The following is a 16,245-nucleotide window of genomic DNA, read 5'->3' as shown; positions in this document are numbered from 1 at the left end:
TATAAAGCTTCTTTCATAAAGTTCTAAACTTTTATGGCCACCACTTCTTTGCGCTAAACACGCCTGCTTCTTGTTCTATAATATGTGCTATCTGAAAAAGAACTTCTTCAGCAAAAGGCTTACCAATTAGTTGTAATCCAAGTGGTAAACCATTTGATGAGAGACCAGCAGGAACAGAGATTCCTGGTAAACCAGCCATGTTAACGGGTACAGTAAAAATATCATTGAGATACATTGCTACAGTATCATGTTTTATTTTTTCATCAGCAATACCAAAAGCAGGTGTTGGTGTTGCTGGTGTGAGAATAGCATCAACGCCGGAAGCAAAACATTGATCAAAATCACGCTTTACCAATGTTCGCACTTTTTGAGCTCTTAAATAATAAGCATCATAATAACCTGATGAGAGAACATAAGTACCAATCAAAATACGACGTTTTACTTCATCACCAAAACCAGCTGAACGGGTCTTTTCATACATTTCAATAACGTCTTTACCTGGTATACGAAGGCCAAAACGAACACCATCATAGCGTGCCAAATTAGAAGATGCTTCTGCAGGAGCAACAATATAGTAAGCAGGCAAAGCATATTTTGTATGGGGTAATGAAATATCGCTTATTTCAGCACCGGCTTCTTTTAGCCAATTTATTCCTTTTTGCCAAAGATCAATAATTTCAGAAGACATTCCTTCCATATGGTATTCTTTCGGAATACCAATTTTCATTCCTTTGATTGATTGACCAAGATAGCTCTCATAATCAGGCACTGGTAAATTAACAGAAGTAGAATCTTTTTCATCAAAAGAAGCCATTGATTTAAGCAAAATGGCACAATCGCGAACATCCCGCCCGATAGGACCCGCTTGATCAAGTGATGAAGCAAAAGCAATTGTTCCCCACCGTGAACAACGCCCATAAGTTGGTTTAATTCCTACAGTTCCCGTAAATGCTGCTGGCTGGCGTATTGAACCACCTGTATCTGTTGCTGTTGCACCAGCACACATCCGCGCAGCAACAGCGGCTGCAGAACCGCCTGAAGAACCACCCGGTACGAGTTTTTCATCGGAATCATTTTTTCTCCATGGGCTAATAACTGGACCATAATATGACGTCTCATTAGAAGACCCCATAGCAAACTCATCCATATTAAGCTTGCCTAACATAACAGCTCCATCCTGCCATAAATTAGCAGTTACCGTTGATTCATAATGTGGTTTAAAACCATCAAGAATATGAGAACAAGCCTGAGTATGAACTCCCTGTGTGGCAAAAAGATCCTTAATTCCTAACGGAATTCCTTCTAAATTTCTCCCCTGACCTTTAGCCAAACGGCATTCTGATTCAGCAGCCATTTTTCTCGCTTGTTCTGCGGTTATTGCCACATAAGCATTCAAAGTTGGATTAGCCAATTCAATTGCTTTTAAATAAGCTTCTGTTAATTCCGTTGCTTTGAATTCTTTCTTTATGAGAGCATCACGGGCTTGTGCAATTGTCAAAGTTGTTAGATCGGTCATCATTGGTTCTCAAGTCTTTAAAATACAAAAATTACTCGACGATTTTTGAAACAAGAAAAAAATTATCTTCTGTAACAGGCGCATTTGCTACGATATCTGCCGCTATATTACCATCTGTGATATCATCTTCACGCATCCGTAAAGCCATTGGCATCACGGATGTTAATGGTTCAACACTGCTAACATCGACTTCATTTAATTGTTTTACAAAACCTAAAATGACATTGAGTTCTTTTGTCATACGTTCTGTTTCATCGTCATGGACAGCAATACGCGCTAAATGCGCTACCCGCTTGACTGTTTCTTGATCAACAGACATACTATGCCTTTCTGTTTTCTTATTTTTACATTTGCTTATTGGCTATACAAGGCTGTGTTTGCAAGCGCAAGAATCTTGATAACCTAACCCACGAAAAGACTTAAATTATAAATCATATGGCTATTATTAATATTAATCAAGTTATGACACATCTTTTGCCTGGACAAGTAATAGCAGGTTTGGATTTAGGCACAAAAACAATTGGAATTGCAGTTTCTGATATGGGGCTCACTCTTTCAAATCCGCGTCCTGTTATTCAACGAAAAAAAATGATGGAAGATGCACACACCCTTATAAAAGTTTTTGATCGTGAAAATGTGGGGGTTATTATCATTGGACTACCTCTTAATATGAATGGAAGTTGTGGTCCTCGTGCTCAAGCAACCAAAACTTTTGTCAGTAATATGAAAGCATATACAAAAATTCCTTTTGTTTTATGGGATGAACGTTTATCAACAATTGCTGCAGAACGTTCTCTTTTAGAAATGGATGTATCACGTGTTAAAAGAGCAGCCAAAATTGATTCGGCTGCTGCTGCTTTTATATTACAAGGTGCACTCGACAGGATTCAAAGCCTTCATCATATGGAAGGATAAAGAACGTTTAACAAATGTCCTGCATTGTAGCGTGCAATAAGCATTCCATAAGAAGATCTCCATTGTCCCCCAAGGCGGCTTTCCATATAAGCATTCGCTACATGTTCTATATCTATAGAACGTAACGATGCAGCTGCGGTTGCATACGCTACTTGTTCAACAAAAAATCTTCCTGCTCCTTCATTTGTCGATGCCATCCCTACAGCAGATTTAATAATCTCCATTGCTCGTGGTCCCGCTGGTCCAATATCAACAGCAATTTTTTCTAACAATTTCTGAAATAATCCCGGTGCTTTTTCAGCGATAAGAATTGCGTCCTTTACCAATTGATTCGCAGAACTATTTCTCACAATCCGTGCAGGACTATTGACCAACATTTGCGATAATGGATTGCCTTCCACAAAACTTTCTATGCCAATCTGTGCAATAATCTCGCCAATAATAGGTATGACGAGTTGACTGACATGATAAGCAATAATAGGTACCATAATCCGCGCGAAAGCTGCTTCAGAGCGATCATTTGCCGCATTATCAAATGCGCGCGCTAAACGTAAAACCAATGCTTGCGCAGCAGCAATATCCAGTGCGATATCTGCAAAAATACGTTCTGTTAGGGGGGGTAAAGGTTGATCTGGTCTTTTTTGCCGAAAAAAATCGATACCAAATTGAAGTGCAGCACGCAAAATACCTGCTGATACGACGGATTGATCAAAACGCATCATCGTTTCGATATCCTTAATGACTTTAATCCCCTCCCCTACATTTCCTAAAAGCCAACCATAACATCCCTGAAAATCAACAACACCCTCTGGAGTTAAAGATTCGCCAGAACGCTGTAACAAATGACGAATCGATATGATACCATTTAACGCTCCATTTTCTTGTATACGGGGAACTAAAAAACAGCTTAAATGACCATCTAATTCTGCACTCACAAGATATCCATCAACGATCGGATTAATAACATTCGTTTTTGTAATATTTAAACGATACAGATCACGTTCAACTTTTTCATCAAAAGAAATTTTTTTAACACTTGGAAAATTGAAAGCATATTTTTCTTGTTGTTCAACATCATCAAAAGCAAAAGTAAGTGAAGCCGCTGTTTTTCTATTAACAGGTTTAGACGACAAATCATATTGTCGTGATAAAAGCACATTTTGCCATTTGCTAAAGAGATCACCATCACTAATTAAAGCTGCAAGAGTCGCACTTGTGATAATAACCTCATTTAAATGCCCTGTTTCCAAACCAGCAGATAAAGCTAAGCGAATAGCACGGGCTTGGTATCGTACTCCGTTTTCTGAGGTGGTGTTTTCCCAAAGTGAAGTGACTAAACCAACTTGTCTAGAATATTGTTGAAGAGTTTGATAAGAGGAATGTATCTCTAGCTTTTCTATGGGTTGTCCCCATTCGTCATTATAACGCAAGATTGGTCGATAACGGTTTGCCAAAGAGGAAAGCTCCCATGCTTCACGACTCGCTACAAAATCTCCTATTTCTTCAAAACTTGCTAATAAAAATTTAGGCAAAGTAGAGGCAATACGAAACATAAGCGTATCACTGAGAAAGGCATTTTTTTTGCGAGCATTTTGCACAGATACAGCACTCATAGGCATATTCCTATTATTCAAATCATTCACATCATAGACTATTTGTCATTTTGCAGTTAAAAAACATTTATTATATTCAAACAAATGCTTGTTTAATTTGTTTAGAGAGAGATAGAAAAGAATGCTATGACTCAAAATACTTTTTTTCCCCTTTTTCCCCATCAACATCTTTTAGGCATTAAAAACTTAAGTGCAGAAGATCTCACCATATTGCTGGATCGTGCAGATGCAAATGTTAACCTCTCTAAAAAAATTGATACAATAAAATCTACATTATGTGGGTGTACTCAAATTAATCTTTTTTTTGAAGCCTCCACACGCACACAATCTTCTTTTGAATTAGCTGGCAAACGGTTAGGTGCAAACGTGATGAGTATGGCCATTGGCAATTCATCTGTAAAAAAAGGAGAAACATTGATTGATACAGCGGCAACCCTCAATGCAATGAAACCAGATATACTTGTCATCCGTCATAGCAGCGCTGGAGCAGCTGCTTTGTTAGCGCAAAAAGTGGATTGTTGTGTCATTAATGCAGGTGATGGTGCTCATGAACATCCAACACAAGCTTTATTAGACGCTCTGACGATTAAAAGAACAAAAGGCCGCATTGAGGGATTAACTGTGGCAATTTGTGGAGATATTTTGCATTCACGTGTCGCGCGTTCTAATATCCTCAGTCTCAATGCCTTGGGTGCTCGCGTTCGTGCTGTTGCACCTTCAACGCTTCTCCCCACAGCAATTGCTGATATGAGTGTTGAGGTTTTTAATACAATGAAAGAAGGACTTAAAGATGCTGATGTCATTATGATGCTACGCTTACAACATGAACGTATGACAGGTTCCTTTATTCCCTCCATTCGTGAATATTTTCATTATTTTGGCTTACATAAGAAAAATTTGGCCTATGCCAAAAGTGATTGCATTGTTTTACATCCTGGCCCAATAAACCGTGGTGTCGAGATAGCATCTGACATAGCAGATGGACCACAAAGTATGATCCATACACAAGTAGAGATGGGAATCGCTGTGCGTATGGCTGTCATGGAGGCTTTATTGGATTCACGCCTTAGAGCAAGTGGAGAGAAAAAATGATAAAGCCTATTGTCTTTCAAAATGCTCGTATTATCGATCCTTCACGTACAATGGATGAGATTGGTACTGTTATCGTTGAAAATGGACGAATTACAGTCGCTGGAAAAGAAGCATTGAATCAAGGAACTCCCGAAGGAGCAGAAATTATTAATGCACAAAACAAAGCTGTTCTTCCCGGACTTGTTGATGCTCGCGTTTTTGTTGGGGAACTAGGAAATGAAAGTTGTGAAACAATAACAACAGCAAGCCAATCAGCAGCAGCAGGTGGTATCACTTCTTTCCTTATGATGCCAGACACAAATCCCATTATCGATAATGTCGCGCTTGTTAAGTTTATAACACATACAGCAAAAGAAATGTCATCGGTCAATATTTATCCCGTTGCTGCGATCACTCACGGTTTTCAGGGAAAAGAAATAACCGAATTTGGTTTGTTAAAAGATGCAGGAGCTGTTGCTTTTTGTGAAGGAAAAAATACCCTGCAAAACTCATCTGTCATGCGACGTGCCATGACTTATGCACGAGATTTTGATGTTCCCTTAATGCATGAAACACAAGATCAAGACCTGATAGGAAAGGGTGTTATGAATGAAGGCCTTCTAGCAAGTTGGCTTGGTCTTTCTGGAATACCTCGAGAAGCAGAAGTTATTCCACTCGAAAGAGATTTGCGTTTGGCTGCATTGACACAAACACGCTATCATGCTTCACAAATATCGACAGCATTATCTGCTGAAGCACTTCGCTTAGGCAAACAACGCAGTGAGAAGATTTCAGCCGGTGTATCCATTAATCACTTGTCTCTTAATGAAAATGACATTGGTGAATATCGCACCTCTTTTCGTCTTATGCCTCCATTGCGTAGAGAAGAAGATCGCATAGCAATGATTGAAGCAATAAAAGATGGAACAGTAGATATTATCGTTTCTTCCCATGATCCTCAAAATGCTGACACAAAACATTTACCATTTGATGATGCAACTACAGGTGCCATTGGTATGGAGACTTTATTGAGTGCGGCTTTACGTCTTTATCATGATGGAAGCATATCTCTGTTACGATTAACAGAACTTTTGTCAACGGCGCCAGCAAAACTCTTTGGCCTTAATGCGGGAACACTTAAAAGAGATTCTGATGCCGATCTTATTTTAGTTGATCTTGAGATGCCATGGGTCGTTTCTGCAAAGAAGCTGTATTCACTCTTCCAAAATACACCTTTTGAGAATGCACACTTTCAAGGACGTGTTGTTCAAACTTTCGTTAAAGGACAATCCATTTTTAAACTTGATCAACAAACTTAATGAGATTTTTAATGAATGAAGGTGAAATATTTTTTCAGTTTTGTACTTGGTTTATCTTTCTGATGTCCTATCTCATGGGCTCAATCCCATTTGGTTTGCTTTTTACGCGATTAGCCAAACTTGGTGATGTAAGAACAATTGGTTCGGGAAATATTGGTGCGACAAATGTTCTACGGACAGGAAATAAAAAAATTGCTGCTCTCACACTTGCTTGCGATGTGTTGAAGGGAACTGTTGTTCTTCTTGTTATAAAGTTTTTAAGTGCTCCGATAGAAAACAGTCTCATCATTTCTCTCGCTGGTTTTTTTGCCTTCTTGGGACATCTTTTTCCCATATGGCTAAAATTTAAAGGTGGCAAAGGTGTTGCTACCTATCTTGGTGTATGCTTAGGGAGCTATTGGCCAGCAGCAATTGTTTTTATTGTTGTATGGATAGGGGTTTTTCTGCTCACACGCTACTCTTCATTATCCGCACTCATTGCCGTGGTTATTACTCCAATATTTGTTTTTTACTTCTCCAATCCTTATTTCTGTTTTATGCTGATTGCAATGAGCATATTTGTTTATATGAAACATTACGAGAATATTGGTAGATTATTAGTTGGAAAAGAAAGCAAGGTTGGTACGAAAAACGGGGATGAATAAAGGAATCTTGCTCACTGATCGTCAACGTCTCAATTGGTTACGGTTGTTGCGGAGTGAAAATATTGGAGCAGTGAGTTTTCGCAATCTCATTGATCATTATAAAACAGCAGAAAATGCTTTAGCGGCGCTTCCTGAACTAAGTAGGAAAGGTGGACTTTCTACATCTATTCGGATAACAACGATAGAAGATGCAGAAAAAGAAATACAAGAAGCAGAAAGATTAGGTATCCGGTTTATCGGTGTAGGAGAGCCGGATTATCCAACTTTTCTTAAGGTAACGGAATCTCCACCGCCTCTCATTGCCATAAAAGGCAATCTTTCAGTTTTTCAGAAACCTTCTGTTGGTATTGTAGGATCTCGAAATGCATCGGCGGCCGGAAAAAAACTCGCTGCTCAATTTACTCATTTTCTTGGAGAGGCTGGTTTTACAACAATTTCTGGACTCGCTCGTGGAATTGATAGCATTGTGCATCAAGCAAGTCTTTTAACAGGCACAGTCGCAGTCATGGCTGGTGGTATTGATCATATCTATCCCCCTGAAAATAAAAAACTCCATGAAGATATTATCTCTCATGGAGGAGCAATTATTAGCGAAATGCCTATTGGTTGGAAGCCCCGCGCTATCGACTTTCCAAGAAGAAACCGTATTATTGCAGCTCTCTCTCTGGGACTATTGGTTGTAGAAGCAGCGACACGATCAGGTTCCTTAATTACCGCACGCCAAGCAGCAGAAATGGGACGATTAATTTTTGCCATTCCAGGTTCTCCACTTGATCCAAGATCTATCGGTACAAACAAGCTCATAAAAGATGGTGCTCTACTCGCCACACACCCCTCTGATATCGTAGAAACACTTACACCATTAGCCCCGACTTCCACATATTCCCAACGCAATTTTTTCGAGGAACCTTCCTCTCACCAACTCGAAAAGAGTGGTTTGAGTGTATCTGAGGAAAAAAACTGTCATCCCCCTTCGGTTGGAGAAGATGCAGAACGCGTAGCAGTCTTTTCCGCTCTTTCGACAACACCAATTGATTTAGACACACTTAGCGCTCATTCAGGTGTTGCACTCCCAAACCTTTACCTTTTGCTGGTAGAGCTCGAGCTTGCAGGAAAGCTTATTCGGCACTCTGGTGGTTATGTGTCATTGTTGAATTCGGATCTTCCCCAAGAGCCTCAGCACTATTAATAATGCTCTGTCCTTCTTTGGCAACCATATCCAAAAGCAATGCTAAAAGAGGGCTATGTGCTTGACGTGCCATATGATTCATCTGTTCTGACATATCTGTAATATATTGGATAACTTTTAAATGACTTATAAACATAATTCTCTATCCTTGAGCATTTCCCCTCCTACTTCTCAATAGATGTTATCTTAGTATTTTGCCGTATGTTTCTGTATTAATAGTATAAAATAAATCGTATAATCTTATATAGGGTATGTTTTAATAATAACAATCATAAGTTGTACAATATTAATGTTTTTTATATGGCTCATATTTTTTTATGTGCTCTTAACGAATTGCCATTAGCTATTCCTATGAAAGGAGTTTATAAAAAAACTTTTATTTCAACATTCAGGTAAAATTATGGATATCGTTATCGTTGAATCACCAGCAAAAGCAAAAACAATTAATAAATATCTTGGTTCTCAATATAAAGTCGTTGCATCATTTGGACATGTTCGTGATTTACCGGCAAAAGATGGTTCTGTTCTACCCGATCAAGATTTTTCTATGAAATGGAGCGTAGATTCTACTGCTGCTAAACGTTTGAATGAAATAGCAAAAGCCGTCAAAGAAGCAGATAGCCTCATCTTAGCAACGGACCCGGATCGTGAGGGAGAAGCAATTTCATGGCACATTCTCGATGTGCTTCGTCAAAAAAAAGTTTTAAAGGATAAGCCTGTTAAACGGGTTGTCTTCAATGCCATCACAAAAAAATCTGTCCTTGATGCTATGAGCAATCCACGTGATATTGATACATCACTTGTAGATGCTTATCTTGCACGTCGCGCTCTTGATTACCTCGTTGGTTTTACACTTTCACCTGTTTTGTGGCGTAAGCTCCCTGGCGCACGCTCTGCTGGTCGTGTTCAATCTGTGGCTTTGCGTATTATTTGTGATCGAGAATCAGAAATAGAGCATTTTGTCAAAGAAGATTATTGGTCCATTACAACAAACTTAAAAACCATTCGAAATGATGTTTTCCAAGCAAGATTAACAATGTTTAATCAAAAAAAGATTGGCAAACTTGATATTCAATCTCAAGAACAAGCAGATCAAATTCGTCTTATGTTGGAGGACGCAAAATATCGTATCCTCAGTGTTGAAGCAAAGCCGACAAAGAGGAATCCTTCTCCCCCATTTACAACATCGACTTTACAGCAAGCAGCTTCTTCAAAACTAGGATTTTCAGCCTCTCGTACGATGCAAATTGCTCAAAAACTTTATGAAGGTGTTGAAATTAATGGTGAAATGGCTGGACTTATTACTTATATGCGTACCGATGGTGTACAAATAGCTTCAGAGGCTATTGATTTAGCACGAACAGTAATTCAAGAATCTTTCGGCAGTGATTATATCCCTGAAAAACCACGTTTTTATTCAACAAAAGCAAAGAATGCTCAAGAAGCACACGAAGCTATTCGCCCAACCGATTTTCAACGAAGTCCCAAACACGTACAAAGTTTTCTCGATAGCGATCAAGCAAAACTCTATGAACTGATATGGAAGCGGGCGATAGCGAGCCAAATGCGTTCTGCTGAAATTGAACGCACAACTGTTGAAATTGAAGCACAACAAGAAGAAAATTGCGCAAATTTACGTGCGACGGGCTCTGTTATTCGTTTTGATGGCTTTATTTCTGTCTACACTGATCAACGAGAAGAAGAAAATGGTGAAGAAAATGAAACGACACGTTTGCCGCAAATAAACACTGGCGAAACGCTTACAAAAGAAAAAGTTGAAGCTATACAACATACTACAGAGCCACCTCCCCGCTATTCTGAAGCGTCCTTAATTAAAAAACTCGAAGAGCTAGGAATTGGTCGCCCTTCAACATATGCGTCTACATTATCTACACTTTGTGATCGTGGATATATTGTGATTGATAAACGGAAACTTATTCCTGACGCAAAAGGACGTATTGTTACAGCTTTCCTTGAAAATTTCTTTAATCGTTATGTGGAATATGGTTTTACAGCAGATCTTGAGGAACAACTAGATCTTATATCAGATGGAAAACTTTCCTGGAAAGATGTGATGCGTGATTTTTGGGATGGCTTTAACGCGTCTATTACCAATATCAAAGAACTCCGTATAACCAACGTTCTTGATGTTTTAAATGTGACATTAGCACCTCTCGCTTTTCCTGCCCGTGAAGATGGAAGTGATGTCCGTTCTTGTCCTCTTTGTACAGACGGTCAATTATCGTTAAAGCTAGGACGTTATGGTGCATTCGTTGGATGTTCTAATTACCCCGAGTGCAAATATACACGTCAACTTGGAACAGATGAAGCAGAAGAGAATGAAACCCTGCGTAATGATGAACCACTTATGCTTGGTACAGATCCTCAAACAGGAAAAGATATTTCTCTTCGTAACGGTCGTTTTGGACCTTATGTTCAACTTGGTGAAGGCAAAGAATCCAAACGTGTGGGACTACCAAAAGAATGGCAAATAGATAATATAACTTTTGATAAAGCCTTGGCCTTACTCTCCCTTCCCCGTGAAATTGGTGCGCATCCTGAAACAGGAAAAATGATCACAGCAACCATCGGGCGTTATGGCCCCTATCTTACACATAATGGCAAATCTGCTCCTCTTGTTCATGCCGATGAAGTTTTTGATATTGGCATCAATCGCGCTGTTACAGTGCTTGCTGAAAAACAAGAAAATAAAACAAAACGAAGCAGAACATCCCCCGCAGCACTCGCAACATTAGGGGAGCATCCAAATGGAGGTGCTGTTACCATACGTGATGGACGATATGGTCCCTATGTTAATTGGGGGAAAATTAATGCAACATTGCCAAGAGATAAAGAACCAATTAGTGTAACACTCTCAGAAGCGTTAGAACTTATAGGGGCAAAAGAATCTGGTAAGAAAGCAACTGGTAAAGCTTCCAATAAAAAAGTAACAACAAAAAGGGCTTCTTCCAAAAGAAAAGAGAAATGAATTTTGGCTACAGGCGCAAAAAAAACAAAATATTTGCAATCAGTTAATGCGAATCCCTTGCCCAGCAAGGCGGAAATTCTTTCCTTTATTAATGAGAACCCTGACCAATCAAGTAAACGTGACATTGCTAAAGCTTTTAAATTAAAAGGTGATGCTCGTATCTGGTTGAGGGGTATATTACGTGAGCTAAAAGATGAAAACCTAATATCAAAACAGCGTAAAAAGGCAATAAACAAAGGAAAACTACCACCGATTTCTTTGGTGAAAATTAGTGGACGGGATGAAGATGGCAGTTTGATTGCACATCCTCTTGAATGGGAAGATGATGAAAAACCAAATGTTGAAATACGCCCTTTTCATCGTATAAAAGGAACAAGTGTTGGTGTTGGAGATCATGTTCTTGTAAAAATTTTTCGCAACAAAACGGACTCCTCATATATAGGGCGCCTTATTCGTAAGGTTGATGTGTCCCCAAAGAGCATATTTGGGGTTGTACGAAAATTAAAAACCAATCAATGGCGGCTTGATCCTATAGATCGCAAAACGAACGAACTCATTATTGATACCTCCGATATATCTTCAAAGATAAAGATAGAATCTGGTGATTTCGTTGAAGTTGAAATTAAAAAAAATACTGGTTATGGACTGAAAAGTGCACAAATAAAGAATATTCTAGGACATATTGAGAGTGAAAAAACGCTGTCAATGATTGCTCTTCTCTCAAAAGGAATTCCTTATATTTTTCCTGAAAAGGTTCTTGAACAAGTAAAACATCTAAAACCTGCCAACCTAGAAAATCGTGAAGATTGGCGACAATTACCACTTGTTACAATTGATCCAGCAGATGCAAAAGACCATGATGATGCTGTTTATGCAACAAAAGATGAAGATCCTGAAAATCCTGATGGTTGGATTGTTGTTGTCGCGATTGCAGATGTTTCTTTTTATGTCAAAACAGGAAGTGCTTTAGATCAAGAAGCGTTAAAACGTGGAAATTCTGTTTATTTTCCTGATCGTGTTGTACCAATGTTGCCAGAACGCATTTCTAATAATTTATGTTCTCTGCGTGAAGGAAAGGAAAGACCAGCTTTAGCCGTTCGTATGATTTTTGATGCAAATGGGAACAAACGAAAACATAGTTTTCATCGTGTTGTGGTGCGTGTGTTCGCTAAACTTTCTTATCAAGAAGTCCAAGCTGCAATTGAGGGGAATATAAATGAAAAAAGTGCCCCTGTTTTCGAGAATGTTTTGCAGCCATTATGGGAAGCTTATGGACGCCTTAAAATTGCGCGGAATCGTCGACAACCGTTGGAATTAGAGTTAGCAGAAAAAAAGATTATTCTTGATCAAAATGGATGCATCAAAGATGTTGTGAATGAACCACACTTAGAAGCCCATCGTTTGATCGAAGAATTTATGATACAAGCGAATATCGCTGCTTCTGAAACATTAAAAGAGCATCATCAACCTTTTATCTATCGTATCCATGATAAACCCTCTCTTGCAAAACAAGAAGTATTGCGAACTTTTCTTCAAAGTTTGGGGATATCACTTTCTCGAGGTGCCGAGCTTACCTCAGCACGCCTTAATGGTATTTTAGAAAAAGTAGCAAATACACAACAACAAGAATTGGTCAATCAAGTTATTTTGCGTACACAATCTCAAGCTGAATATCATCCTAAAAATATTGGCCATTTTGGTTTAAACTTACATAACTACACGCATTTTACATCACCGATTCGCCGTTATGCTGATCTTATTATTCATCGAGCACTCATTAAAGCCTTAAAATTAGGGAATGATTCACTAGCGGAAACACAAGAACAAAATCTTGCTGAAATAGCCACTCAAATTTCTTTGTATGAACGTCGTGCAATGATAGCGGAAAGAGAAACCATTGATCGGCTTGTCGCACACTATCTCACTAACAAAATCGGCCGTATTTTTACAGGCCGTGTTTCTGGTGTTACAAAAGCAGGTCTTTTTATCTCACTTGATAAACTCAATACAGATGGTTTTGTGCATATTTCTACACTTAAAGACGATTATTATTATTTTGATGAGGTGCAACATACTCTTATCGGAAAGCATAGTCATAAAGGCTATCAACTCAGTGATCAAGTAGAGGTAAAACTCCTAACAGTACAACCTTTTGCTGGTGCTATAAGCTTTGAGCTATTAACAAAACCTCGCCCAATAGCCTTTTCATCTCCTTCCTATCACAAAAGCAAATTTATAACAAAAAAACGAAAAAATGCTTTTTATAGAAAAAAAATGTGAACTAAAAATCCAAAAAACTTACAAGACAAATTTGATTTTTATCTTCCTCTCTTTAAATGGGAGTTTCATGATAAAAGCACAAAATAACCATAAGTTTAAAATAAAAAACGACGGACAATGGAATGTTATTGTATTCTTATATATATACCGTTATTTTTTGAGTATCTAAAATCATATTTTAAAATCAATGATAGACATATAAAAATTGAAAACACTTTTTGTATTATATAAATGATACAATTTATACAGAATAGATTAAAAAGATTTTAATTTTTTGTTTTAAATCAATTTTTTATCAATTGAATGATCAAAGGCACAATTAAGCTATCCTCATGACAAAAAAATTTGAGTCCTTAAAATCATTCTTTTTATGCTATCATAAAGCCCTTACAACCATTGCTATCATTGGAGTAGCATGGAATGTGAGCACAACTTTTTTTTACTTCTTGTAACCGAGGAAGCTATTAAAAGAGCGCCATTAGTTATCATCGGATAGTTGGTAAAATCGCTATGATTCTTGTAATCATCTTTACCAATCGAATCGCCTTATATCTCGCTTTTTCTCAAACGATATTGCTTAGATAACTATAGTTATTTGAGCTTTCTAGAATTTTATTTTCCCAACCAATATATGTTTGATTTATTTTTTATTTGTATTATATCCCACTACAGTGGCTATGTTTATCTTGTCGAAGCTTTAGATAAACAGCTATACACCACCTAAAGATGCGTCTTAGTACTTTTTCTTTATGGCTATCATATAAGCAGTAGGATTTGCTATAGCAGCACCTGCCCTTTTAGAAAAGTAGGAGGGTGTGAAGGTTTGTACCTTTTGTTACAGACTGTGTTCTCATGATGTTTGTTCCTATCATACTTCTTGCGTCTTGGAAATTAAGTCCTGAACTTTTAAAAAGCCAACATACTTTATTTTCCTATTCCTTCCATGCTCTAACATCTATGATGACAATGCTCATTATGGCGCCATTCAAATGGAAGCATTATTCCTTATAATGTCTTCGTATATAATAAAAATCACGCCACACATTGTATAGTAATATTCGCCGTTTGTAATATTTTCTCTCATCCTTAGCAGCATTTATAAGCAATTATGCAAAAATTAGCATTCTTCTTTTAGAGTGCTGTTATCTTTAAACTTTATTGAAGCTTTTATGATACTGTAACAAAACATCTATAACTTTTGATGCTGCTTTTTGTTGATGGAAGTATAGCTATAAGTAGCTATAATTTTTTTATGCTATCAGGATTGCATATCTAGATGTACATCTCAAAGGATATGAACTTGTTCCTGCTAATTTTGCTGTATTTTTATGGAACTTTATTAGAAAAGAGACAGTATTGGATAGATTATAAATATCTTTAAGCCTTTTGGTTTTTCATCAGCTATAGAAAGCAAGAGCTTATTTTTTCGATTATATATTTATTTTAGTGGTCGTATCGCTTATAAGAGGATTAATCAGCTCTTGACTTTTTTTAGAACATCCGTAGTGTTGCCGAAAAATTTGATGATATTAAAAATAGATTTTAACAGTAAGATGATATCGTTTTCAGTAGAATAAAGGATTCTTAAATTATGGCCAAAGCAGCAACCATTAAGATCAAGCTTTTATCAACTGCAGATACTGGCTTTTTCTATGTGACGAAGAAAAACAGCCGCACAATGACAGATAAAATGAGTAAACGTAAATATGATCCAATTGCGAAAAAACACGTTGAATTTAAAGAAACAAAAATTAAATAATTGATTTACACATTTAAGGACAAATTCTACAGCCTAACATAGGGGATTGTTTTGTGTTTTTTAGAATTATTTTCTAAAGCGTGTTGTTATCTTTTTTAATTAAAGTCCAGAATGTGCCTATAAATTATAGACTGTCTATAAATTTAGATAGATCTTTTTACTTTTTATTGCCTATTTGTATTATGACCCTACTTTGTATATTATAAGATTGTATTTTTTGTTTTGATATACAATAAGAAATGCAATGCACTTTAAATACTAAGAGGATTTTTACTATAATAAATGATGTTTTTATCAAACCAATAAATGTCTTTGTAATAATTATAATTACTTTTCAATGTGTTAGTAGCGTCGCAGTAACATTTTCCTTATTTCATGAAAAAAGAATTTCATTTTAAGCTAAGAAGTTTACATATAAAGAAGTTTGGTTTTGGCGTTCTTGTCATTTCTACCCTTCTTATTATTCTAACAATTTATTTTAAGCATACTGAAATACCCCCTCAAAAAGAGAATTTTTCCTCTAAAGCTTCTGTCAAGGGGCATGCATTTATTATTGATGGTGATTCAATTATGATTTCTTCTATCAGGATCCGGCTTGCTGGAATTGACGCTCCTGAACTCTATCAATTTTGTGGAACAAAAGATGCACGCTATCCGTGTGGACTTGAGGCAAAAAAATATTTAGAACAACTCATAGAAAATCAACTTGTTACATGTTACTGGTATAAAGAAGACAAATATCGCCGTATTCTTGCAACATGTGAAACAAAACAAGTCAGCAATATCAATGCAACACTTGTACGTAACGGTTGGGCTGTAAGCTATTATGATTACCAAAAAGAAGAGCAAGAGGCTAGAAAGCAAAAAAAAGGAATATGGCAATCCTCTTTTCAAAAACCAAAAGAGTGGCGAAAAGCACATCCTAGAACTGAATAAAAAAGTGTTTTAAA

Annotated in this window: 13 protein-coding genes; 9 read left to right on the top strand and 4 right to left on the bottom strand. The window is 37.3% G+C overall.

The features are described 5' to 3' along the window. Positions 1-31: 31 nt before the first annotated feature. Together gatA and gatC are read right to left on the bottom strand one after the other, a co-directional pair. Positions 32-1,516: an Asp-tRNA(Asn)/Glu-tRNA(Gln) amidotransferase subunit GatA gene (gene gatA / locus LNM86_RS06790; protein WP_241437056.1), complete on the bottom strand. Its 1,485-nt coding sequence runs from the start codon at positions 1,514-1,516 to the stop codon at positions 32-34. A gap of 31 nt (positions 1,517-1,547) precedes the next feature. Next, positions 1,548-1,835 (bottom strand): Asp-tRNA(Asn)/Glu-tRNA(Gln) amidotransferase subunit GatC, encoded by a 288-nt coding sequence (gatC, locus tag LNM86_RS06785; protein WP_241437055.1) that lies wholly within the window; start codon positions 1,833-1,835, stop codon positions 1,548-1,550. Positions 1,836-1,951: 116 nt separating this feature from the next. Between gatC and ruvX the strand changes: the two genes are divergently transcribed. Further along, positions 1,952-2,431, top strand: a complete 480-nt coding sequence (gene ruvX, locus LNM86_RS06780; RefSeq protein ID WP_241437054.1) for a Holliday junction resolvase RuvX — start codon at positions 1,952-1,954, stop codon at positions 2,429-2,431. Here the strand turns inward: ruvX and LNM86_RS06775 are convergent. Continuing rightward, positions 2,416-4,044: an acyl-CoA dehydrogenase family protein gene (locus tag LNM86_RS06775; RefSeq protein WP_241437053.1), complete on the bottom strand. Its 1,629-nt coding sequence runs from the start codon at positions 4,042-4,044 to the stop codon at positions 2,416-2,418. The genes ruvX and LNM86_RS06775 overlap by 16 nt on opposite strands. A 126-nt stretch (positions 4,045-4,170) precedes the next feature. On the opposite strand from LNM86_RS06775, the gene LNM86_RS06770 reads away from it, so the two are divergent. The 4 genes from LNM86_RS06770 to dprA are packed head-to-tail and all read left to right on the top strand — an operon-like array spanning position 4,171 to position 8,267. Continuing rightward, positions 4,171-5,136, top strand: a complete 966-nt coding sequence (locus LNM86_RS06770; protein WP_241437052.1) for an aspartate carbamoyltransferase catalytic subunit — start codon at positions 4,171-4,173, stop codon at positions 5,134-5,136. Beyond that, positions 5,133-6,434, top strand: coding sequence for a dihydroorotase (locus LNM86_RS06765; RefSeq protein ID WP_241437051.1), 1,302 nt, complete (start codon positions 5,133-5,135; stop codon positions 6,432-6,434). Before LNM86_RS06770 ends, LNM86_RS06765 begins: the two co-directional genes overlap by 4 nt. An 11-nt stretch (positions 6,435-6,445) precedes the next feature. Beyond that, positions 6,446-7,078: a glycerol-3-phosphate 1-O-acyltransferase PlsY gene (gene plsY, locus LNM86_RS06760; RefSeq protein WP_241437050.1), complete on the top strand. Its 633-nt coding sequence runs from the start codon at positions 6,446-6,448 to the stop codon at positions 7,076-7,078. Next, on the top strand, positions 7,071-8,267 hold the full coding sequence (gene dprA, locus LNM86_RS06755) for a DNA-processing protein DprA (RefSeq protein ID WP_372712428.1): 1,197 nt from the start codon (positions 7,071-7,073) through the stop codon (positions 8,265-8,267). Before plsY ends, dprA begins: the two co-directional genes overlap by 8 nt. Here dprA and LNM86_RS06750 read toward each other — a convergent pair. Further along, on the bottom strand, positions 8,197-8,403 hold the full coding sequence (locus tag LNM86_RS06750; RefSeq protein WP_241437049.1) for a hypothetical protein: 207 nt from the start codon (positions 8,401-8,403) through the stop codon (positions 8,197-8,199). The genes dprA and LNM86_RS06750 overlap by 71 nt on opposite strands. A gap of 264 nt (positions 8,404-8,667) precedes the next feature. On the opposite strand from LNM86_RS06750, the gene topA reads away from it, so the two are divergent. From topA to LNM86_RS06730, 4 genes are all read left to right on the top strand, one after another. Continuing rightward, positions 8,668-11,256 (top strand): type I DNA topoisomerase, encoded by a 2,589-nt coding sequence (gene topA, locus LNM86_RS06745; RefSeq protein WP_241437048.1) that lies wholly within the window; start codon positions 8,668-8,670, stop codon positions 11,254-11,256. 3 nt (positions 11,257-11,259) lie between these two features. Continuing rightward, complete coding sequence (gene rnr, locus LNM86_RS06740) at positions 11,260-13,536, top strand: ribonuclease R (RefSeq protein ID WP_241437047.1); 2,277 nt, start codon at positions 11,260-11,262, stop codon at positions 13,534-13,536. A 1,591-nt stretch (positions 13,537-15,127) separates the two neighbouring features. Continuing rightward, on the top strand, positions 15,128-15,295 hold the full coding sequence (gene rpmG / locus LNM86_RS06735; RefSeq protein ID WP_241437046.1) for a 50S ribosomal protein L33: 168 nt from the start codon (positions 15,128-15,130) through the stop codon (positions 15,293-15,295). A gap of 375 nt (positions 15,296-15,670) precedes the next feature. Further along, entirely contained in the window at positions 15,671-16,231 is a 561-nt protein-coding gene (locus LNM86_RS06730; protein WP_241437045.1) for a thermonuclease family protein, read from the top strand. The last annotated feature ends 14 nt before the right edge of the window (positions 16,232-16,245 follow it).

It is taken from the genome of Bartonella machadoae (assembly GCF_022559585.1).
Lineage (GTDB): Bacteria > Pseudomonadota > Alphaproteobacteria > Rhizobiales > Rhizobiaceae > Bartonella > Bartonella machadoae.
The sequence above is the reverse complement of the archived record's forward strand: the minus strand, read 5'-3'. Positions and strand labels throughout refer to the sequence as shown.